This is a genomic window from Actinoplanes oryzae (assembly GCF_030757795.1).
GTDB lineage: Bacteria > Actinomycetota > Actinomycetes > Mycobacteriales > Micromonosporaceae > Actinoplanes.
Genome location: NZ_JAUQWH010000176.1, coordinates 1 through 18,260, shown reverse-complemented (window position 1 = coordinate 18,260; position 18,260 = coordinate 1). Strand labels below are relative to the sequence as shown.

Here is an 18,260-nt window from a genome sequence, read left to right as displayed (position 1 = left end):
CGCGCTCATCAGGCCCAGGGCCAGCTGGTCGCTGAAGCAGAAGGCAGCGTCGGCCCGGCCGCGCAGGTGGGGGAAGGCGTCGGCGCCGTCGGTGCGGTGCAGCCGGGCGACGGGGATCTCGAGCGCCGGGTCGGCGGGCAGCCCGGCCTCGGCGAGCGCCTGGCGGTAGCCCTCCAGGCGCCGGGCGGCCGTGCCGTTCTCCAGGTGGGGCTGCGGGCCGACGGCGGCGATGCGGCGGTGGCCCCGCTCGATCAGATGCCGGGTCGTCTCCCGGGCGGCGGCCACGTTGTCGACCGCCACGTGGTCGAACAGCCCGCCGGCGTCCTGCTCGCCGAGCAGCACCACCGGGACGTCCGAGGCGCGGCGGGTGATCTCGGCGGGGGAGAGCGCCCACGGGCTGAGGATCACGCCGTCGACGGTCTGGCCGGGGACGCCGTCGATCAGCGTCCGCTCGACCTTGGCGTCGCCGCCGGTCTGCTGGATCAGCAGCAGCAGGGAGCGCCGCCCGGCCTCCTCGGCGAGCAGCCCGGCCAGCTCGCTGAAGTAGGGCGAGGCGATCTCGGGCACGGCCAGTGCGATCAGCCCCGAGCGGCCGCCGCGCAGGTGCCGGGCGGCGGCGTTGGGCCTGTACTGCAGCTCGTCGATCGCGGCCTGCACCCGGGAGCGGGTCTCGGGCGCCACGAGGGCGAAGCCGCTGACCACATTGGAAACGGTGCGGACCGACACCCCGGCCCGCTCGGCCACCTGCCGCAGGGTCGCGCTCATGGTGAAAACTCTACCGGGGACTCTTGCAACGTGGCATGCCACGTTGCAATCCTCGGGACATGACGACGACAGACATCGGAGCCGCTGCCCGCGAGGCCATCTACCGCGACGGCATCACCGCCTGCAAGGGCGCCTTCACGCCCGAGTGGGCGGACACCATGCGTGAGGACATCGAGAAGGCGTTCGCCGAGGCGACGGCCCGCCCCCACGGTGCCGTCGGCCGCGGGCCGAAGCGCTACTACGTGGAGATCCACCCCGAGCAGCTGCGCGGCTTCGTCGACCTGGTGACGCACCCGTGGGTCACCGCCGTGTGCGAGGCGGTGCTCGGCCCGCGATGGGAGATCGTCGAGCTCGGCTTCGACATCCCCTTCGCCGGCGCGGTCAACCAGCCGTGGCACCGCGACTTCCCGATGCCCGAGATCACCCGCCGCGAGGGCAAACTCGACTCGCTCGCCTTCAACCTCACCGGGGTGGACACCGCGGAGGACATGGGTCCGTTCGAGATCGCGCCCGGCACCCAGTTCGACGACTCGCCCGACTTCGGCCACGGCATGTTCCCGCCCAAGCGGGCCTACGGCCGCTACGACGAGCGCGCGGTCCGCAAATATCCGAAGCGGGGCGACATCTCGGCCCGCTCGGCGCTGACCATCCACCGGGGCACGCGCAACGACTCGCAGAAGTCCCGCCCGGTCCTGGTGCTCGGCATCGACGGCCCGGGGGCGATCAACGGCGAGCGCCATGACACCGCGGTCACCCGCGACTACTGGGCGGCGCTGCCCGACCAGGTCAAGCAGCACCTGCACTGCCCGGTGGTGGACGTGCTCACGCCTATCACCCAGAAGCACACCATCGAGGGTCTGGTCATGGGTGAGGCGTGAGCACCACTCACTGCTGCTTCTCGGCGAAGCACCGCTGGACCGTCTGCCGGGCCCAGCGCATGCGGCGCACGGCCAGCTCCGGGTGCTCCCCGAACTCGTAGGCCATGGCCGCCGAGCAACCCACCGGCCCGGCATCGGCCAGCAGGGTGGTGGTCTCGCGAACCACCGCCTCCTGGTCGGGGCTCTCGCCGGCCTGCAGCGTCGAGGCGAACAGGGCCTCGGCGCGTTGATGTTGATCCGTCATCGGACTCCTGCCCTCTCTCCTCGTGGGGTCCTCCAAGTCTCAACAGAACGATCACGCCCCGCAATTCGTTTCCCCAGGTGACGCCGCGCACAGCCGCACACCGCATCGCGCCGGCGGTCGTCTGACCAGGTGGGGACCTTGCGCTCGCCGTCGTCGCCCACGACGCGCTAATGCGCCTGGCCAGGGACCGTGCCCCGGCCGTCGGTGCGGCGGCGCTCACCCGCTCTCGCCGCGCCTCACACCCGGCACAGTGGACTTCGGCGAGGTCCCGCCTCGGTGACGGTGGCAGGTGTCCGTGCTCGACCTGACGACGCCGTGACGGGCGACACCGTTGCCGGGGTCAGACCTCGGGCCGCGGCCGCCGGTCCAGCGCGACGAAGGTCAGGCCCTTCGCACGCAGGGCGGGCAGGACGGTCTTGAGCGACGTGTAGGTCTGCGACCGGTCCCCGCCCCCGTCATGGCACAGCAGGATCTGCCCCGGCCGCGCCGCCAGCAGCCGCCGGGTGATGTGGGCGACACCCGGCCGGGACCAGTCGCGCGGGTCGTCGCTCCAGTCCAGCGGCACCAGCTGGTGGGCGGCCGCGTCGCGCAGCAGGGCGGGGGACCAGTCGCCGCCCGGCGAGCGGAAGAGTGCCGGTGCCTGACCCGTGGTGTCGTGGATCTTCTCCTGGCCGCGGAGCAGCTCCTTGTCGACCAGCTTCCGTTTGCGGCTGCCCAGGTGGGTCGGGTGGCTCCAGGTGTGGTTGGCGACGTGGTGCCCGTCGCGGACCACCTCGCGGGCGATCGTCTCGTGGCCGAGGACCTGGTTGCCGATCATGCAGAACAGCGCGGGCACGTGATGCTTGCGGAGCAACCGCAGGATCTTCGGCGTCCAGACCGGGTGCGGCCCGTCGTCGATGGTCAGCGCGATGGCGTCGGCGGGGAAGGCCGGCCCGCCGACCGCCCGCCGATAGTCGGTGAGCGTGCGGACCGGCTCCGCGAGCACCGGCAGCGCCGGCGGCCGCGCCGGCTGCGATCGTGCGGGCACCGGTGCTGCCGGCCGGGGTGTCGTGGTCGCGCGGGCGCCGCCCGGGGTGCGCTGCCGCGGCACGGCGGCCGAGCCGGCCAGGGACAACGCGCCCAGGGCGACGGCACCGGCGCCGAGCATGCGCCGCCGGGACATGCCGGACATGCCCGCTGATTCGTGGTCATCCATGATCACGACACGGGAACATAGCAACAGGCGTCAACGCCCGCGCCGTCAGACGAAGGGCACCCCCGCCGGCTGGCCGAGCAGGATCCGGCCCGGCAGCGACCACTGCACCGTGGAGAGGTTCGCGGCCTGCGCGGCGGCCATTCCGTCGCGGAAGATGCGGCCCAGCCGGCTGGTCGTGTAGAGCGGATCCGGAGCTGGCCGTGGCGTACATCGACACCAGCACCGTGCGGGCGGTCTCGGTCACGTGGGCGATGGCGCCCCGCACGGCGGCCCGCTGCTCCTCGGTGGTCTCCCGGCCGGCGGCGGTCGTGCGGTCCAGCTCGCCGGCGGTGGACAGCAGCAGGCCCCGCGCGGCGGCGACCTGAGCGGCGGCCCGGCCGACCGCGACCTGCGTACTCTCCATCGCGGCCAGCGGCTCGCCGGTGAAGGCCGTCTTGCCGCCCGCCAGCCGCACGAGCTCGTCCACGGCGGCTTGCGCCATGCCGATCAGCACCGCCGCGCAGCCCGGGAAGACCACGTTCACCGTCGGCAACCGGTACGCCGGCCGGTCGAGGCGGTTCGGGGCGAAGAGCGAGAAGGCCAGGTCGGACGGGACGAACACCTCGTCGGCCGTCACGGAGTTGCTGTCCGAGGCCCGCATGCCCGCGACGTCCCACGTGTCGAGCACGGTCACCGCGTCCCGGGGCACCAGGCAGAAGAAGAGGCCCGCGCCCCAGCCGGACGTACCCGGGCCGGCAGGCAGCATCCCGGCGAGCAGGAACCAGTCCGCCAGGTGGGCCCCGCTGACGATCTTCCAGGTGCCGGTGAGGCGGAAGCCGCCCTCGGCGGGGCTCATCCGCCCGGGCTGGCCCGAGTTGGCGATCAGCGGGTCCCGGCCGCCGCCGAAGACCTCCTCCGCCCGCTCCGGGCCGAGGAGCCCGGCGACGAAGCCCAGGTTGAGATTCCACACGGTCCAGGCGGTGGGCCCGTCGAGCCGCGCCAGCCGGGTGAGCAGCTCCAGGACGACGGCCGGGGTGGCCTCGTGCCCGCCGAGCTCACGCGGCGTGTACAGCCGGAAGGCGCCGTGCTCGCGCAGCTCACGCACCAGTTCCTCGGGCAGGCGGCCGAGCGCCTCCGCCTCGTCGCGGTACTTCTCGACGGCGGGGCGCAGCACGTCGGGCAGGTCGTGCACAGGGTGGGTCATCGTCGATCCTCCACAGGGCCCGGTGACTCCGGGCCGGTCGGAACGAGATGCACCGGCCGAGCCGGGCGTGCGCGGAAAGGACGGTGATGCGCGTCACTCCGACAGCCGGTACGCCAGCCGCAGAGTGGACGTACGGCCGTCGCGCAGCCGGTGCAGCCACACCATGCCCGGTGGGCAGTGGTCCGGCGCGTCGGCCGGGTTGACGAAGTCCGTCTCCCAGACCATGACGTCCCGGCTCGCGGTCGCCTCGCGGAGCCGGGTCCGGACCCCGGCGCCCAGCGTGTAGTCCATCATCATGGGCATCACCTCGGGGCTGCCGGTGAGCCCGCCCAGCACGGTCAGCCGCGCGTCCGGGTGGAAGCTCTCGCGCAGCATCCGGTGGTAGTGGCCGCTCTGCGCCGCCTCGAGGGTGGCATCGGCGTGGGCCCGGCTCGCGGCCGTCGCCGCGGCGGCGTCGGCATGGGCCAGGTCGGCGGTCTCGCGCAGGGCCCGGCGCAGCGCCTGCCGTCCGTCGCGCAGGCGGCTGCGGACGGTGTGCTCGGGCACCGCGCACAGCTCGGCAATCTGCCGGTACGACGAATGCGTGCTGAAGTAGCGCAGCACCGTCACCTCGCGCACGGGCTCGGGCAGGGCCGCCACGGCATGATGCACCCAGTCGCGGGTGGCCGCCCGGTCGAGCAGCTGGTCGGGCCCGGGTCCCGGGTCGGCGGGCAGCAGCGGCTCCGGCTCCGCGACCGGCACGGCCCGCCGCGAGCGCAGCGCCATCCGGCAGTTGTTGCGCACGATGGCGCGCAGCCAGGGCCCGGCCGCCGCGGGATCGCGCAGCTCGGGCAGCCGGCGCAGCGCCACGAGCACGGCGTCCTGCACGGCGTCGTCGGCCTCGTCCCCATAGCCGAGCAGGCTGATCGCCACGGCCCGCAACCCGGCGCGATGCTGCTCGACGAGGGTGGCGAAGGCGGCGTCGTCACCACTCCGCGCGGCGCGGGCAAGGTCAGCTGTCACGCCTCGCAACGATACGACGGGAGCGCTGCCGCGATCCGCCGCGCGAATCAGCACGGCTCCCGTCGTGGCGAGCCGGGCGGGCGGCGACGCCGGGTCGTCGGCTTCCTGCCGACGTCCACGCCCGCGCCGCCGCGGGCACCCTGCCCGGCTGGTCGTCCCGCGAATCGGGGCGCTGCTTCGTTCCTGCGGGTTCGCGGGGAGGTGCGAGGATCGGATCGTGCGGGTGACGATGGCGACCGATGCGGGGCATCCCGGCCGGGCCAACGAGGACTTCGCCGGCGCGGTGCCGGCGGGGCTGGTGCTGGTCGACGGGGCGGGCGGGATCGCCGGGGCCGGGGAGCTCTGCCATCACGGCGTGGCCTGGTACGCCACCCGGCTCGGCGGGGCGCTGCTGGGCGCCCTCGCCGACGACCGCGGTCTGCCCGGGGTGCTGGCCGACGGCATCGCGCGGGTCACCGCCGAGCATCGCGACACCTGCGACGTCACGCATCCGAGCAGCCCCTACGCGGCCGTGGCGATGCTCCGGCGCACCGGCGGGAGCGTCGAGCACCTGGTTCTCGGTGACGCCGTCGCGCTCGTCGGGCGGGCCGGTAGGGAGCCGCTCGTCGGGCGGGCCGGTGGGGAGCCGCTCGTCGTGCACGATGCCCGCGAGGTGGTCATCGCCCGGGGCTTCGAGGAGCGGCTGCGGGGCGTTCCCGAGGACAGCAAGGAGCGCCGGCGGCTGCTGCGGGAGTTGCGGGCGTACCGGAACGCGCCGGGCGGCTACTGGGTGGCCAAGGACGACCCGCGGGCGGCGGAGGAGGCGATCAGCGGCAGCTCCCCGGCGGGTGAGGTGACCGTGGCGGCGCTGCTGAGCAACGGCGCCAGCCGGATCGTCGACACCTTCGGGCTCACCGGCTGGGGCGGGCTGCTGGAGCTGCTCGAGGCCGAGGGGCCGGCCGAGGTGATCCGGCGCGTCCGGGAGGCCGAGTCGCGGGCCGGCGTGGCCACCGACGACGCGACCGTCGTCTGCCTCCGTGCCGGCACCGAGGCCCGCTGAGACCGCACCAGGTAGGGCGAGGGGCCGCCGGGATCCTCCGGTCGGCCAGGGCGGTTGCCCGAAAGGGCGGCTTTACCGGCCCATCGTCTCAACATGTGGACACGGGACGCGGCGGGGGCGACGGAGATCACTATGGTGGCGCGTCATGACCAACGCTCAGTACCAGCAGCCCGTCGGCGTCTCGGACAAGTCCAAGCTCGTCGCCGGCATCCTCGGCATCTTCCTCGGCTCCTTCGGCGTCGGCCGGTTCTACATGGGTGACACCAAGACCGGTGTGCTCCAGCTCGTCGTCTCCCTCGTCACCTGCGGCGCCGGCGGCCTGTGGGGCTTCATCGACGGCATCCTGATCCTCGTCAACGGCGGCGTCGACGGCCAGGGCCGCCCGCTGCGCGAGAACTGACGCGCCGCCCGCGCAGGCACCAAGCACCGGCGCGGGTGCATCGTCTCCCGCGCCGCCCCGCCATGAGATCGATATTTGCTAATGTCTAGCCGTGCTGGCCTCCCTCGTCACCCTCGTCCTGTCGGCCACCCTGAGCGCGGTCGTGCCGGCCACCGTGGACACCGCCGCCGCCTGCGCGAGGCCGGCCGCCCGGGGTGACGTCACGGTCGGCGTCGCCTTCGAGGGAACGACGTACCCGGTGCTCGTCCACGTGCCGCCGGCGCTCGCCGCCACCGGCCGCGTCCCGCTGGTGCTCAACCTGCACGGCAGCAGCGGCAACGGCCCGGGCCAGCTCGACTACAGCGGCCTGCGCCCGGTCGCCGACGCCAACGGGTTCGTCGTGGCGGCCCCGGACGGCGCCATCTCCCTGCCGCAGGACCCGATGCCGCCGGCGGGCAGCTGGGCGTGGAACGTGCCCGGGGTGCCCACGACGGCCGGGCAGATGCCGCCGCCCGGCGCCCGGGACGACGTCGCCTTCCTGGGCCGGGTGATCGACGTGGTGGAGAGCACGCTCTGCACCGACCCGCGGCGCACCTACGCCACCGGCCACTCCGGCGGCGCGCGCATGTCCTCGGCCCTGGCCTGCCGCCTCGCCGGCCGGATCGCCGCCATCGCCGCGGGCGCCGGGCTGCGGGCGGGGCGCCCGGATCCCGACGACGTGAGCGTGCCGGAGGTCGAGGACTGCCGGCCCAGCCGGCCGGTGCCGGTGGTGACGTGGCACGGGCAGCAGGACACGGTCAACCCGTACGCCGGGAGCACCGACCTGCGCTGGGGCTATGCCGCCCCGGTCGCGGCGCAGACGTGGGCCCGGCTCGACGGCTGCCGCAGCGGCCCCGACGCCACGCCGGTCACCGAGCACGTGACCCGGCTGACCTACACGCAGTGCTCGCGGGGCGCCGAAGTCGTCTTCTACCGGATCAGCAACGGCGGGCACGTGTGGCCCGGCGCCGCCGAACCGGGCTCGGAGATCGACGCCGCGCAGATCCTGTGGGACTTCTTCGCCGGCTACCGGCTGCCGGCGCGCTGATCCGGCGGGGCCGCACCGGCGAGCCACTGCTCGCGGCTGAGGTCGTACTGGACGGTGTCGGGGGTGTCCTTGGCCGGCCGCATGCCGAGCCGCCGCATCAGGGCCTGGGACGCCGTGTTCGCCGGGTCGCAGGTGGCCGTCACCCGCGGCAACCCGAGCCCCTCGAAGCAATGACGGAGCAACGCGCGCACGGCCTCCCGGGCGTAGCCCTGGCCGTGCCGGGCCGGGTGGAACTGGAAGCCGATGTCGGGCGTGGCCGCGGGATCGGCCGGCAGCCAGACGCCGACGTCGCCGATCACCCGGTCGTCGGCCACATGCTGCACCGCATAGCCGTGCCAGGCGGCCCGCGCCCGGTCGTCGAGCTCCGCCTGGGCACGCAGATAGCCGGCGGCCCGCGCCGGGCTCATGGGCTCGCCGGGCAGGTGCCGCCGCACCTCGGGATCGGCCTGGTAGGCGAGGAAATCGTCCAGGTCCCCGGTCGTGAAGCGGCGCACGATCAGGCGCGGCGTCCGCGCGGGCAAGACTGTCACGCGGGAACCGTACAGCGCCGCGGCTCACGCGCCGGTTCCTTTCCGCTGGCCGGAAACCGCCTCTTGCCCTCCGGGCGCCTGTACGGTTCTGCTCTGACTCATGAAGACCGAGGTCGCCATCGTCGGAGCCGGTCCCGCCGGCCTGTTGCTCGCCCACCTGCTGCACCGCGCCGGCGTCGCGGCCGTGGTGGTCGAGACCCGCTCGCAGGAGTACGTCGCCGCGCGCATCCGGGCCGGCATCCTGGAGCACTCCAGCGTCGAGCTGCTCACGGAGGTGGGGCTCGGCGCCCGGCTGCGCGCCGAGGGCCACGAGCACCGCGGCATCTATCTGCAGCATCCCGGCGACCGGCACCACCTGGACTTCGTCGACCTGACCGGGCGCAGCGTCTGGGTCTACGGGCAGACCGAGCTGCAGAAGGACCTGGTGGCGGCCGGCACAGCCGAGGTGATCTACGAGGTGACGGAGACCGCGCTGCACGACGTGGGCACCGATTCCCCGTACGTGACCTTCACCGGCAAGGACGGCACGCCCGGCCGCATCGACGCCCGGGTGATCGCCGGGTGCGACGGCTCGTTCGGGCCCAGCCGCACCGCGGTGCCGGCGCGCGACTTCGAGCGCGAGTACCCCTACTCGTGGCTGGGGATCCTCGCCGACGTGGCGCCCTCGACCGACGAGCTGATCTACGCGTGGCACCCCGACGGGTTCGCGCTGCACTCGATGCGCTCGCCCACCGTCAGCCGCCTCTATCTGCAGGTGCCGAACGGGACCGCGCCGGGCGAGTGGTCCGACCAGCGGATCTGGGACGCCCTCGCCACCCGCCTCGGCGACGGCGAGAACGGCTGGAAGCTGACGCCCGGGCCGATCACCGACAAGAGCGTGCTGCCGATGCGCAGCTATGTGCAGACGCCGATGCGCCACGGCCGGCTCTTCCTGGCCGGGGACGCCGCGCACATCGTCCCGCCGACCGGCGCCAAGGGCCTGAACCTGGCGATCGCCGACGTGGCGCTGCTCGGCCGGGCCCTCGTGGCGCTGCTGAAGGAGAACGACGCCCGGCTCGCGGACTCCTACTCCGGCGACGCCCTCCGCCGGGTGTGGCGGGCCACCCACTTCTCCTGGTGGATGACCACCATGCTGCACGCCACGGCGGATCCCTTCGACGCGCAGCTGCAGCTGTCGCAGCTGCGCTGGGTGACCTCCAGCCGGGCCGGGGCGACCGGCCTGGCGGAGAACTACGCGGGGCTCGACATCGGCATGTGACCGGCCGCGGCACACTGGCCCCCTGACCACGACCCCGCAGCGGCCTCCGCCGAGGCGCAGCGCGCGGCGGCGCTCGGGCTGCGGGCGGCCCCGGGTCCGCGCCCTGCGGCCGGCTGGCTGCCGGGTCATTCCCGCACGCCCAGGTGCTCGATCGGGGGCACGCGCAGCAGGCGGCGGACCGGCAGGATCGTCGTGCCCAGGGCCAGCAGGGTCGCGCCGGCGAGGATCGCGGCTCCGCCCAGCGGCGGGACGTAGGGCACCAGGCTGCCGGTCAGGGCGTGCACCACCGCGGTGAGCGTGACCGCGGCGATGGCCCCGCCGAGCAGCAGCGCCACCCCGAGCAGCCCGGCCTGCTCGGCGTTGACCATGCGGCGCGCCTGCCGGCCGGTGACGCCGACGATGCGCAGCAACGCCAGCTCGCGCCGCCGGGCCAGGGCGGCCATGACCATCGTGTTGGCGGCGGCGAGCGCGGCGTAGCCGACCATCACACCGACGAGGAGCTTGTTGAGCCAGGCGCTGAGGGCGAGGTCCTCCGCCAGCCGGCCCGTGCGCCCGGCGGCGTCGCCCGTGGCCACCAGCGACGCAACGCCGGTGGCCCGGCCGCCGCCGCTCAGCCCCGCGGCCAGGTCGGGCGTCGCCCCCGGCGCCAGCGTGACCAGCACCTCGTCGTCGGTCGTGCCGGCCGTGTGCCCGGCGACCGTGTCGCGGTGCAGGATCAGGTCGCCGAAGCCGAGCCCCCGCTCGTAGACGGCGGCGACCCGCAGCGTCGCCGGCGTCCCGTCGCCGAGCCACAGCTCCACCCGGTCCCCGGCGTGCCAGCCCTGCATGCCGGCGCGGAGGCTCGACACGGCCACGCTCGTGCCGTCGAGCGCCGCCAGGTCGCCCTCGCTCACCCGCAGGTCCAGGGTGCGCGCGGCGTCCACCGGGTCGAGGGCGAGCGCCGCCACGGACTCCGCCTCGCCGCCCATGATCCGCACCACCGCGGACGTGCGCCGCAGCCCGGTCACACCCTCGACGCCGGGCAGCTCGCGCAGCCGGGCGGTCGTGCCCTGCGCCAGCCCGGCCGGGGAGGTGAGGATCCGGTCGGCGAGCAGGCCGTCGCGGCTCTGCGTCACGGTGGCCCGCTGGATGTTGTCCTGCAGGAACCACACCGAGCCGCCGAAGCCCACGGCCAGCACCAGCGCGGTGAGCACCGTGGCGCCGCCCCGGGCGTTGGCGCGCAGGTTGGCCGAGGCCAGGTGCCCGCTCGCGCCCCACACCCGGCGGAAGAGCGGGCCGAGCAGCCGCGCGGCCGCCTCGTTGACCCAGGGCGCGAGCAGCGCGATCCCGGCGACGAAGAGGTAGAGCATGCCGAGCGCCCCGGCCAGCGCCGCCTCCCCGCTCAGGGCGACGGTGACGGTGCTGGAGGCGACCGCGCCGGCGAGGCAGAGCAGGCCGGACCACAGGCGGACCTTGCCGCCGCGGGCCGGCTCGACCGCGATCTCGCCCAGCGCCTCGACCGGTCGGATCCGGCTGATCCGGCGCACGGCGAGCAGGGCGGCCGCCACGGCCACCAGCACGGTCAGCACGAGCACGGCCGCCGCGGACAGCACGCCGGGAACCATCGGGAAGGTCTCGGCGAGGAACCCCCGCTCCACCAGCTCCCCGTGCACCCAGCGCGCGGCGAGCAGCCCGCCCGGGACGCCGAGCACCGCGCCGGCGACGCCGAGCAGCGCCGCCTCCGCGGTCACCATGCCGCGCACCTGGCGGGGAGTGGCGGCCACGGCCCGCAGCAGGGCGAGGTCGCGGCGGCGGTGCCGGACGGACAGCCCGACCGTGCCGGCGACGACGAAGACGACGAGCAGGACGACGTACCCCCCGAAGGTGCCGCCGATCTGGATCAGCAGGCTGCGCATGGGGCCCTCGGCGGACTCCTCGGCCTGCCCGCGGTCGTCGCCGGCGTAGACCCGGGCGCCGGCGGCCTCGGCGATCGCGGTCACGGCCCGCCGGTCGGCGCCCGGTGCCAGGAACACCCCGACGGCGCCGGCCCGGCCGGGGCGCGGGTCGAGGGCAGCCGCCGCCCGGTCGGTGAAGAACACCGCGGCCGGGCGGGTGTCCGAGCTGCGGGCACCCGTCGCGACACCGCTGATCTCGTAGCGGTGGGCCGCGCCGTCGACCACCAGCTCGACGGACTGCCCGGGACGGAACCCGGCCGCGGCGGCCAGCCGGCTGTCGACCACCACCTGGTCGTCGGCGGCCGGCTTCCCGCCCGCCACCAGCGCCCACGGCATCAGGGCGGCGCTGCCCCAGCCATGCCCCGCGACCGGCAGGCCGGGGGCAGCCACGGACACGACCGGGAGCGTGCGATCGGTGACCGCGGCGGTGACGCCCGGCACGGCGCCCAGCTTGCCGGCGAGGTCGTCACCGACGGTGCCGCCCTCGGACAGCGGCACCGTGGTGGTGACCTTCTCGCCGTCGATGTCCTTGCCGGTGACCGTGAGGTCGCGGTGGGCGACGATCAGATCCGCGGCGGCGTAGCGGAAGGGGGCGGAGTGAGCGCGCAGGCCGGACTCGACCAGCACGCCCATCGCGGTGAGGACCAGCGCGCCGATCGCGAGGGCCAGCAGCGTGGCGACGGTGGAACCGGGGCGGTGGCGCAGCATGCGCGCGGCGAGGCGGGTCATCGCACGGCCCGCCCGTCCGCGACGTGGCCGGCGCCGTTGGCGACGAAGCCCCGCTCGATCCCGGCGACGGCCGGCTCGCGCCGCCGGTCGAGGGAGGTCAGCAGCTCGGCGATGTGGGCGGTGCCCGGCTGCGGGGTGTCGGTGACGATGCGGCCGTCCGCGAGGACCAGCACTCGGTCCGCATAGGACGCGGCGACCGGGTCGTGCGTGACCATGACCACCGTCTGGCCGTGCTCGTCGACCACCGCCCGCAGCAGCGCCAGCACCTCCGCGGCGGTGCGAGAGTCGAGCGCCCCGGTCGGCTCGTCGGCGAAGAACACGTCGGGCCGCGTGACCAGCGCCCGGGCGATGGCCACCCGCTGCTGCTGGCCGCCGGACAGCGCCGACGGCCGGTGGTGCAGCCGGTCGCCGAGCCCGACGCGGGCCACCACGTGGTCGAGCCACGCCCGGTCCACCCGGGACTTGCCCAGCTCGGCGGGGAGCACGATGTTCTCCCGGACGGTCAGCGCGCCGACCAGGTTGAACGCCTGGAAGATGAAGCCGATGCGCTCGCGGCGCAGCATGGTGAGCTTGGTCTCGGAGAGCCGCGACAGCTCGGTGCCGCCGACCCAGACCCGCCCGGCGGTCGGGCGGTCGAGGCCCGCGGCGGTCTGCAGCAGCGTGCTCTTGCCGGAGCCGGAGGGCCCCATCACGGCGGTGAACGTCCCGGTGGCGAACGCGGCGTCGACACCGTCGAGAGCGGTGACGGCGCGCGGGCCGCTGCCGTGGACCCGGGTGAGTTGCTCGACCCGGACGGCATGGTCATCATGGCTGGACACGGTCTGTCCTCTCGGTAGCGATGTGGTCGGTGCGCGCACCGGAAACGCTACGGATCGGGCGGCTCGTGATCGATCCAGCTGACTACCCAGTCGAGGTACAGCAGGGGGTACGAGAGGCATGGCGGACAACCAGCGGGTCGCCCTGGTGACCGGGGCCGGGCGGGGGATCGGCGCGGCCACCGCCCGGGTCCTGGGCCGGCGCGGCTACCACGTCGTCGTCAACTATCGGCGCGACGCCGAGTCGGCGCGGGCCGTGGCGGCGGCGGTCGAAGCCGGGGGAGGCACGGCCCGCCCGGCTCAGGCCGACGTCTGCGACCCCGATCAGGTACGAGCCCTGGTCGACGGCATCCTCGAGCACCACGGCCGGATCGACGCCTTGGTCGCCAACGCCAACGTGCGCCAGCCGACCCGGGCGACCCTGGCCGAGACCACGTGGGAAGACCTGATCGGCAAGGTCGGCGCCGAGCTCGGCGGTGCGTTCTTCGTCACGCAACGGGTCCTCGCCGCCATGCGTGAGCAGGGCTCGGGCCGCATCGTCTACGTGTCGAGCATGTCCGCCGAGTGGACCGGGAAGCAGCAGATAAGCCATGCTGTGTCCAAGGCGGCGCTCAACTCCTTCGCCCAGCAGGTGGCGGCCGAGGCGGGCGAGTTCGGGGTCACCGTCAACACGGTCGCGCCGGGTGCCGTGCGCACGGAGGCAAGTGATCGTTTCATGCTGCCCGGCATGGCCCGCCATCTCGCGGGGCACTCGGTGCTGGGCCGCATGGTCGAGCCCGACGACGTCGCCGCGGTCATCGACCTGCTGCTCGACGAGCGCACGGCCGCCCTCACCGGTGCCTGGCTGCCCGTCGACGCCGGCTACCACGTGATGGTCGGCGGCCCGCCGCGCCTGCCGCAGGCATGACCTGCCCACCGGGCCGCAGGAGTGACAGGCCCCGGCGGCGGGTAGCCAGTCGACATGGCCACGAAGACGCAGCACCAGCTCAGTGCGGCTGAGCGCGACGAGATGTCCGACAGCACTTTCGCCTTTCCGCGCGTACGCAAGGAGCCCCTGAACGACGCCCGGCACGTGCGCAACGCCATCGCCCGCTTCGACCAGGTGCGTGACGTGAGCGACAAGGAACGCGACGAGGCGTTCCGGCGGATCAAGCGGGCCGCGAAGAGGTTCGGCGTCGAGCTGTCCGAGTCGAGCTGGCACGAGCTGGGCAAGCCCAGCCCCGCCCGCAAGTCCTCGGACAAGCCCCGCGACGACGCGTCCAAGGAACAGCTCTATGCCGAGGCCAAGCGCCGGGGCATCGCGGGCCGCTCGGCCATGACGAAGGCCGAGCTGCAGCGGGCGCTGCGCGACTAACGGGTCAGCACCGGCAGGCTGTCGAGGCCGAAGACGATCGACGCCCGGCGAAAGCGCAGGTCGGCGGGGTCGACGGCCAGGCGCAGCCGCGGATACCGCCGCACCAGCGCCGGGAAGGCGGTGCGCAGCTCCAGGCGGGCCAGCTCGGCGCCGATGCAGCGGTGGGGGCCGTACCCGAAGGTCAGGTGGGAGCGCCCGGGCCGGCGCCGCGGGTCGAGGGTCTCGGGTGACGCGCCGGCCGCCGCGTCCCGGTTGGCGGCGCTCAGGGAGCAGATGACAACGTCACCCGTACGCATCTCCGTGCCGGCGATCCGCACGTCCCGCACCGCCACCCGCGGGAACGCCACCTGCACGACGGTCAGATAGCGCAACAGCTCCTCGACCGTGGCGTCGACGTCGTCGCCCGTACGCAGGCGGTCCGCCAGCGTGGCATCGGCCATGAGCGCCACGGCGCCGAGCGCGAGCATGCTGGCCGACGTCTCCAGCCCGCCGGTCAGCACCCCGTCGGCCAGCCCGGCGAGCTCCTGGTCCCCGAGCTCGTCGCCGTGCTCGCGGATCAGCGCCCCGAGCAGCCCGTCGCCGGGGGACCGGCGCTGGTCGCCGATCAGCCCGCGCAGATAGTCCAGCGACTCGGCGACCGTGTCGAGCGAGGTGTGCGCCCCGCTGGCGAGGTCGAAGCGGGCGGTGCTGAGCTGTTCGAAGCGGGCGCGATCGGCGTACGGGACGCCCAGCAGCTCGCAGATCGTCAGCGCCGGAATCGGCAGCGCCCACTCGTGCCACAGGTCCGCCTCCGGGCCCAGGGCGTCGAGGCGCCCGGCGACGATCTGCTCGATGCGCGGCCCCAGCCGGGCCAGCCGCCGCATCGTGAACTCCGGGGTGAGCATCCGGCGCAGCCGCGTGTGCTCCGGCGGGTCCGCGAAGCCCAGGCCGCCCGGCTCGGCCCGCACGCTGAGCCCCAGGCGTCGCGCCAGGATGCCGAAGTCGTTGCTGAAGCCGTCGAGGTGACTGAGCACCTCCCGCACGGCCGGTTCGCCGCTGACCAGCCACGCCCGCACGCCGAACGGCACGGGCAACCGGCTCACGGGCTCGCGCTGCCGCGTCTCCGCCAGGCGGCCGATCGGGTCGAGCCCGTCGCGGTGCAGCGGCCAGAGGGCCTTGTCGGAGAGCAGGGCCAGCCCCGCGTACGGGTCCGGGCCGCCCGCCGACCCGGCCAGCCACCGCAACACCTGCGAACGCGCGACAGCCACCAGAGAAGTCAGGCCCACGGACCCTCAACGGCGGGTTCGCCCTGTTCGTAACGGGTGAACCCCGCCTCTCACACGCGGCGTGTCCGGACAGTCCACGCCGGACCACGCCGGCCGCGTCCGGCCATGTCCCGGATGCCGCCGCGCCCGCGCCTGCCGTCCGCCCGCGTCCGCTTGCCGCCCGGCCCCCGCCCGGCGCCGCGTCCGCCTGCCGTCCGGCCCGTCGCCGCGCCGCGCCGCGCCCGCCCGCGTCCGGCCCGCCGCCCGGCGCCGCGTCCGCCTGCCGTCCGGCCCATCGCGCAGCGCCGCGTCCGCCCGCGTCCGGCCCGCCGCTCAGCGCCGCGGTCACACCCCGGTCAGGAGCCGTAGACCCGGTCCGCGGTGATGAGAACGGCGGTGCGGCGCTGCTCGCGCATGACCCGGTCGTACTCGTCCCAGTCGTCGTGCGTGCCCCCGGCCGCGGTGAAGATCTCGCGCAGCAGCAGGCGCAGGCCCTCCGCGTCGAGGCCCGCGCCCGGGTCGTCGGGACCGGCGAGCTCGGCCCGGCCCTCGACGGTCGCCCAGCGCCAGCCCGCGCGGAACGTCACGGCGAGCTGCGGCCGGGCCCGGAGATTGGCGAGCTTGACCCGCCCGTACGTGACGAAGGCCAGCCGCCCCCCCGACGACGCCCGTGTTGACCAGCGACGCCTGCACCGTGTGGTCGGCCCGGACCGTCGAGACGACCGCCAGCCCGGAGTCGGCCCGGCTCAACTCCCACGCCTCGCCGAGTGTCATGCCCATGCCGGCACGCTACCCCCCGAACCGGCTGCGGGCGATCGTGGCGAAGTGCTTCGCACCCCCCGGGTACGATGTGCCCGTGACTCTGTTCGCGGCGTTCTACTACCTGGTCGGGCTGCTGACCGGGGATTCGCTCGCGAGCACGGGCGCCGCGGTGGCCGTCCTCCTGATCGCCGTCGTGGCGGCCGCAGTCCTGGCCGCCGTCGTCCTCGTCACACCCGGCGCGCACGCCGCCGGGCTCGCCATGCGCATGCGGGCGGCGAGAGCGAGGCTGCCCCGGCTGAGCGACCCCGACGCCGAGGGCCGCACCCGCCCGAGAGGACCCACCGGCCGTCCCGCGGCCGCGCTTTCCTGAGCGATCACGGCCGCTTCCGACTGTCATCTTTCCTCAGTCGCGAAAGGCTTCCCCGTGAGTTTCGTCATGGCGGGTGTGTACTCGGCCATCTCGGCCATCCTGCTCTTCTGGCACGCCGCCTGGGACCTCGTCCTGGGCGCCGGCACCGCGCTCGGCACCAGCTGGACCTGGGTGCTCGGGATCGTCTTCCTGGTCCTGACCGTGCGCCTGGCGCTCTTCCCGGTCGTGATCCGCCAGGTCCAGTCGCAGCGCGCGATGCAGGCCCTGCAGCCGCGCCTCAAGGCCCTGCAGGACAGGCACAAGGACGATCCGCAGACCATGCAGCGCGAGCTGATGGCCCTCTACCAGTCCGAGAAGATCAACCCCTTCGCGAGCCTGCTGCCCATGCTCGTGCAGATCCCGGTCTTCCTCGGCCTCTTCCATGTGCTGCGCCACCTGCGGCCCAGCATCACCAGCGAGTCCGCCCGCACCCTGTACGGCTGGACCCTCACGCAGTTCGACAGCGCGGCCAACGCCAAGCTCTTCGGCGCGCCCCTCGCCGCGACCTTCCACACCAGCGGCGCCACCGTCCAGCTCGTCGCGGCGCTGCTGATCGCGGTGATGGTGGTCACCACATATCTGTCGAGCCGACAGCTGATCCTCAAGACCGGCTGGGCCGAGGATCCGCAACAGAAGATGATCCAGCGTCTGATGCTGTACGGCATCCCGGCCTCGCTGCTCGTCTCCGGTCTCCTCTTCCCGATCGGCGTCATCGTCTACTGGGTGACGCAGAACCTCTTCGCGCTCGGGCAGCAGACGTGGATCCTGCACAAGTATCCGATGCCCGTCACCGAGCCAGCAGCGCTGCCAGTTCCCTCGGATGGGCCAGATGCGGGAAGTGACCGCCCGGCAGGACGGTGATCGTCGCTTGCGGCGGCAACCATTCCTGGGGGCCGGGGTCCGACGTCACGAAGTGGTAGCCGATGCCCCGGCCCACCACGGTGGTCAGCTCGGCGCGTGAGGTGGCGTCCACGACGGCGTTCGGGTGGCGCAGGATCTCGTCCCAGTAGCCCAGCAGTTGATCCTGCCGGGGCACGCACGACTCGACCAGGTCGCGCGCCCCGGCGGGCAGGGCCTCGATCCCCATGCCACCCAGCAGCCGGTCCCACACGTCGCGCCAGCCCGGGCCGCGCAGCACGGGCTCGACCCGGTGCAGCAGGTCGCCGAAGCCGCCGAGCACCAGCGGCTGATCCAGATTCACCACGGCGGCAGCGGGGAACCGGGCCGCATAGGCGGTCGCCAGGACACCCCCGGCGGAGTGTCCGACCACGACCGGCGCGTCCAGCCCGGCCGCGGTCACCGCCCGGTGCACCAGCTCCGCCAGCGTGGCCCGGCTGTGCTCCGCGGGCTGCGGCGACTCCCCGTGGCCCGGCAGGTCCAGGGCGAGCGCCCGGCGCCCCGGGAGCTCGTGCAGCAGCGGTCCCCACTGCCGCCGGTCGAAGGTCAGGCCGTG

The 18,260-nt window shown here is 74.4% G+C and carries 20 protein-coding genes; 9 read left to right on the top strand and 11 right to left on the bottom strand.

Annotated elements, in window-relative coordinates:
• Positions 1 to 765 (bottom strand): LacI family DNA-binding transcriptional regulator (locus RBH18_RS36655; RefSeq protein ID WP_306215096.1); only part of this gene is annotated, 765 nt, incomplete at its 3' end.
• 59 nt (positions 766 to 824) lie between these two features.
• Between RBH18_RS36655 and RBH18_RS36650 the strand changes: the two genes are divergently transcribed.
• A complete protein-coding gene (locus RBH18_RS36650) occupies positions 825 to 1,643 on the top strand; it encodes a phytanoyl-CoA dioxygenase family protein (protein WP_306215095.1) in 819 nt (272 codons plus the stop codon).
• Positions 1,644 to 1,650: 7 nt separating this feature from the next.
• On the opposite strand, the gene RBH18_RS36645 is transcribed toward RBH18_RS36650, so the two are convergent.
• The 4 genes from RBH18_RS36645 to RBH18_RS36630 form a co-directional block, all read right to left on the bottom strand.
• Complete coding sequence (locus tag RBH18_RS36645) at positions 1,651 to 1,887, bottom strand: hypothetical protein (RefSeq protein ID WP_306215094.1); 237 nt, start codon at positions 1,885 to 1,887, stop codon at positions 1,651 to 1,653.
• 340 nt (positions 1,888 to 2,227) lie between these two features.
• Entirely contained in the window at positions 2,228 to 3,082 is an 855-nt protein-coding gene (locus RBH18_RS36640) for a polysaccharide deacetylase family protein (protein WP_306215099.1), read from the bottom strand.
• The gene (locus RBH18_RS36635) at positions 3,075 to 4,265 is read right to left on the bottom strand and encodes an acyl-CoA dehydrogenase family protein (RefSeq protein WP_306215093.1); all 1,191 of its coding nucleotides are present in this window, start codon (positions 4,263 to 4,265) and stop codon (positions 3,075 to 3,077) included. The genes RBH18_RS36640 and RBH18_RS36635 overlap by 8 nt, the downstream gene beginning before the upstream one ends.
• 93 nt (positions 4,266 to 4,358) lie before the next feature.
• The gene (locus tag RBH18_RS36630) at positions 4,359 to 5,267 is read right to left on the bottom strand and encodes an RNA polymerase sigma factor (RefSeq protein ID WP_306215092.1); all 909 of its coding nucleotides are present in this window, start codon (positions 5,265 to 5,267) and stop codon (positions 4,359 to 4,361) included.
• A gap of 217 nt (positions 5,268 to 5,484) precedes the next feature.
• Here RBH18_RS36630 and RBH18_RS36625 point away from each other — a divergent pair, with 217 nt between their 5' ends.
• The 3 genes from RBH18_RS36625 to RBH18_RS36615 all read left to right on the top strand — a co-directional run bounded on the left by RBH18_RS36625 (position 5,485) and on the right by RBH18_RS36615 (position 7,772).
• The gene (locus tag RBH18_RS36625; protein WP_306215091.1) at positions 5,485 to 6,306 is read left to right on the top strand and encodes a hypothetical protein; all 822 of its coding nucleotides are present in this window, start codon (positions 5,485 to 5,487) and stop codon (positions 6,304 to 6,306) included.
• Between the two features lie 82 nt (positions 6,307 to 6,388).
• A complete protein-coding gene (locus RBH18_RS36620; RefSeq protein ID WP_306215098.1) occupies positions 6,389 to 6,706 on the top strand; it encodes a TM2 domain-containing protein in 318 nt (105 codons plus the stop codon).
• Between the two features lie 91 nt (positions 6,707 to 6,797).
• Positions 6,798 to 7,772 (top strand): alpha/beta hydrolase family esterase, encoded by a 975-nt coding sequence (locus RBH18_RS36615; protein ID WP_306215090.1) that lies wholly within the window; start codon positions 6,798 to 6,800, stop codon positions 7,770 to 7,772.
• Here the strand turns inward: RBH18_RS36615 and RBH18_RS36610 are convergent.
• Positions 7,751 to 8,302 (bottom strand): GNAT family N-acetyltransferase, encoded by a 552-nt coding sequence (locus RBH18_RS36610; RefSeq protein WP_306215089.1) that lies wholly within the window; start codon positions 8,300 to 8,302, stop codon positions 7,751 to 7,753. The genes RBH18_RS36615 and RBH18_RS36610 overlap by 22 nt on opposite strands.
• Before the next feature lie 100 nt (positions 8,303 to 8,402).
• On the opposite strand from RBH18_RS36610, the gene RBH18_RS36605 reads away from it, so the two are divergent.
• Positions 8,403 to 9,560: a 4-hydroxybenzoate 3-monooxygenase gene (locus tag RBH18_RS36605; RefSeq protein WP_306215088.1), complete on the top strand. Its 1,158-nt coding sequence runs from the start codon at positions 8,403 to 8,405 to the stop codon at positions 9,558 to 9,560.
• A 125-nt stretch (positions 9,561 to 9,685) separates the two neighbouring features.
• On the opposite strand, the gene RBH18_RS36600 is transcribed toward RBH18_RS36605, so the two are convergent.
• A complete protein-coding gene (locus tag RBH18_RS36600) occupies positions 9,686 to 12,223 on the bottom strand; it encodes an FtsX-like permease family protein (protein ID WP_306215087.1) in 2,538 nt (845 codons plus the stop codon).
• Complete coding sequence (locus RBH18_RS36595; protein ID WP_306215086.1) at positions 12,220 to 13,041, bottom strand: ABC transporter ATP-binding protein; 822 nt, start codon at positions 13,039 to 13,041, stop codon at positions 12,220 to 12,222. Before RBH18_RS36595 ends, RBH18_RS36600 begins: the two co-directional genes overlap by 4 nt.
• A 118-nt stretch (positions 13,042 to 13,159) precedes the next feature.
• Here RBH18_RS36595 and RBH18_RS36590 point away from each other — a divergent pair, with 118 nt between their 5' ends.
• Together RBH18_RS36590 and RBH18_RS36585 are read left to right on the top strand one after the other, a co-directional pair.
• The gene (locus RBH18_RS36590; RefSeq protein WP_306215085.1) at positions 13,160 to 13,945 is read left to right on the top strand and encodes an SDR family oxidoreductase; all 786 of its coding nucleotides are present in this window, start codon (positions 13,160 to 13,162) and stop codon (positions 13,943 to 13,945) included.
• 54 nt (positions 13,946 to 13,999) lie between these two features.
• The gene (locus RBH18_RS36585; RefSeq protein WP_306215084.1) at positions 14,000 to 14,392 is read left to right on the top strand and encodes a DUF6582 domain-containing protein; all 393 of its coding nucleotides are present in this window, start codon (positions 14,000 to 14,002) and stop codon (positions 14,390 to 14,392) included.
• Here RBH18_RS36585 and RBH18_RS36580 read toward each other — a convergent pair.
• Together RBH18_RS36580 and RBH18_RS36575 are read right to left on the bottom strand one after the other, a co-directional pair.
• The gene (locus RBH18_RS36580; protein ID WP_306215083.1) at positions 14,389 to 15,639 is read right to left on the bottom strand and encodes a cytochrome P450; all 1,251 of its coding nucleotides are present in this window, start codon (positions 15,637 to 15,639) and stop codon (positions 14,389 to 14,391) included. The genes RBH18_RS36585 and RBH18_RS36580 overlap by 4 nt on opposite strands.
• Before the next feature lie 353 nt (positions 15,640 to 15,992).
• Positions 15,993 to 16,223 carry a pyridoxamine 5'-phosphate oxidase family protein gene (locus RBH18_RS36575; protein ID WP_306215082.1) on the bottom strand — a complete coding sequence of 77 codons (231 nt, stop codon included), beginning with the start codon at positions 16,221 to 16,223 and terminating at the stop codon, positions 15,993 to 15,995.
• Positions 16,224 to 16,492: 269 nt separating this feature from the next.
• Between RBH18_RS36575 and RBH18_RS36570 the strand changes: the two genes are divergently transcribed.
• A complete protein-coding gene (locus RBH18_RS36570; protein ID WP_306215081.1) occupies positions 16,493 to 16,768 on the top strand; it encodes a DUF6412 domain-containing protein in 276 nt (91 codons plus the stop codon).
• A 66-nt stretch (positions 16,769 to 16,834) separates the two neighbouring features.
• Positions 16,835 to 17,668, top strand: coding sequence for a membrane protein insertase YidC (gene yidC, locus RBH18_RS36565; protein ID WP_306215097.1), 834 nt, complete (start codon positions 16,835 to 16,837; stop codon positions 17,666 to 17,668).
• Here yidC and RBH18_RS36560 read toward each other — a convergent pair.
• Positions 17,595 to 18,260: alpha/beta fold hydrolase (locus RBH18_RS36560; protein WP_306215080.1), on the bottom strand; the 666-nt coding region annotated here is incomplete at its 5' end. The two genes, yidC and RBH18_RS36560, sit on opposite strands and share 74 nt — an antisense overlap.

What these genes read in the sequence shown, in the direction of transcription:
- RBH18_RS36650 (WP_306215095.1), top strand. Translation starts at nt 825, where the DNA reads ATGACGACGACAGACATCGGAGCCGCTGCCCGCGAGGCCATCTACCGC.
- RBH18_RS36645 (WP_306215094.1), bottom strand. Translation starts at nt 1,887, where the DNA reads ATGACGGATCAACATCAACGCGCCGAGGCCCTGTTCGCCTCGACGCTG.
- RBH18_RS36640 (WP_306215099.1), bottom strand. Translation starts at nt 3,082, where the DNA reads ATGGATGACCACGAATCAGCGGGCATGTCCGGCATGTCCCGGCGGCGC.
- RBH18_RS36635 (WP_306215093.1), bottom strand. Translation starts at nt 4,265, where the DNA reads ATGACCCACCCTGTGCACGACCTGCCCGACGTGCTGCGCCCCGCCGTC.
- RBH18_RS36605 (WP_306215088.1), top strand. Translation starts at nt 8,403, where the DNA reads ATGAAGACCGAGGTCGCCATCGTCGGAGCCGGTCCCGCCGGCCTGTTG.
- RBH18_RS36600 (WP_306215087.1), bottom strand. Translation starts at nt 12,223, where the DNA reads ATGACCCGCCTCGCCGCGCGCATGCTGCGCCACCGCCCCGGTTCCACC.
- RBH18_RS36590 (WP_306215085.1), top strand. Translation starts at nt 13,160, where the DNA reads ATGGCGGACAACCAGCGGGTCGCCCTGGTGACCGGGGCCGGGCGGGGG.
- RBH18_RS36585 (WP_306215084.1), top strand. Translation starts at nt 14,000, where the DNA reads ATGGCCACGAAGACGCAGCACCAGCTCAGTGCGGCTGAGCGCGACGAG.
- yidC (WP_306215097.1), top strand. Translation starts at nt 16,835, where the DNA reads ATGGCGGGTGTGTACTCGGCCATCTCGGCCATCCTGCTCTTCTGGCAC.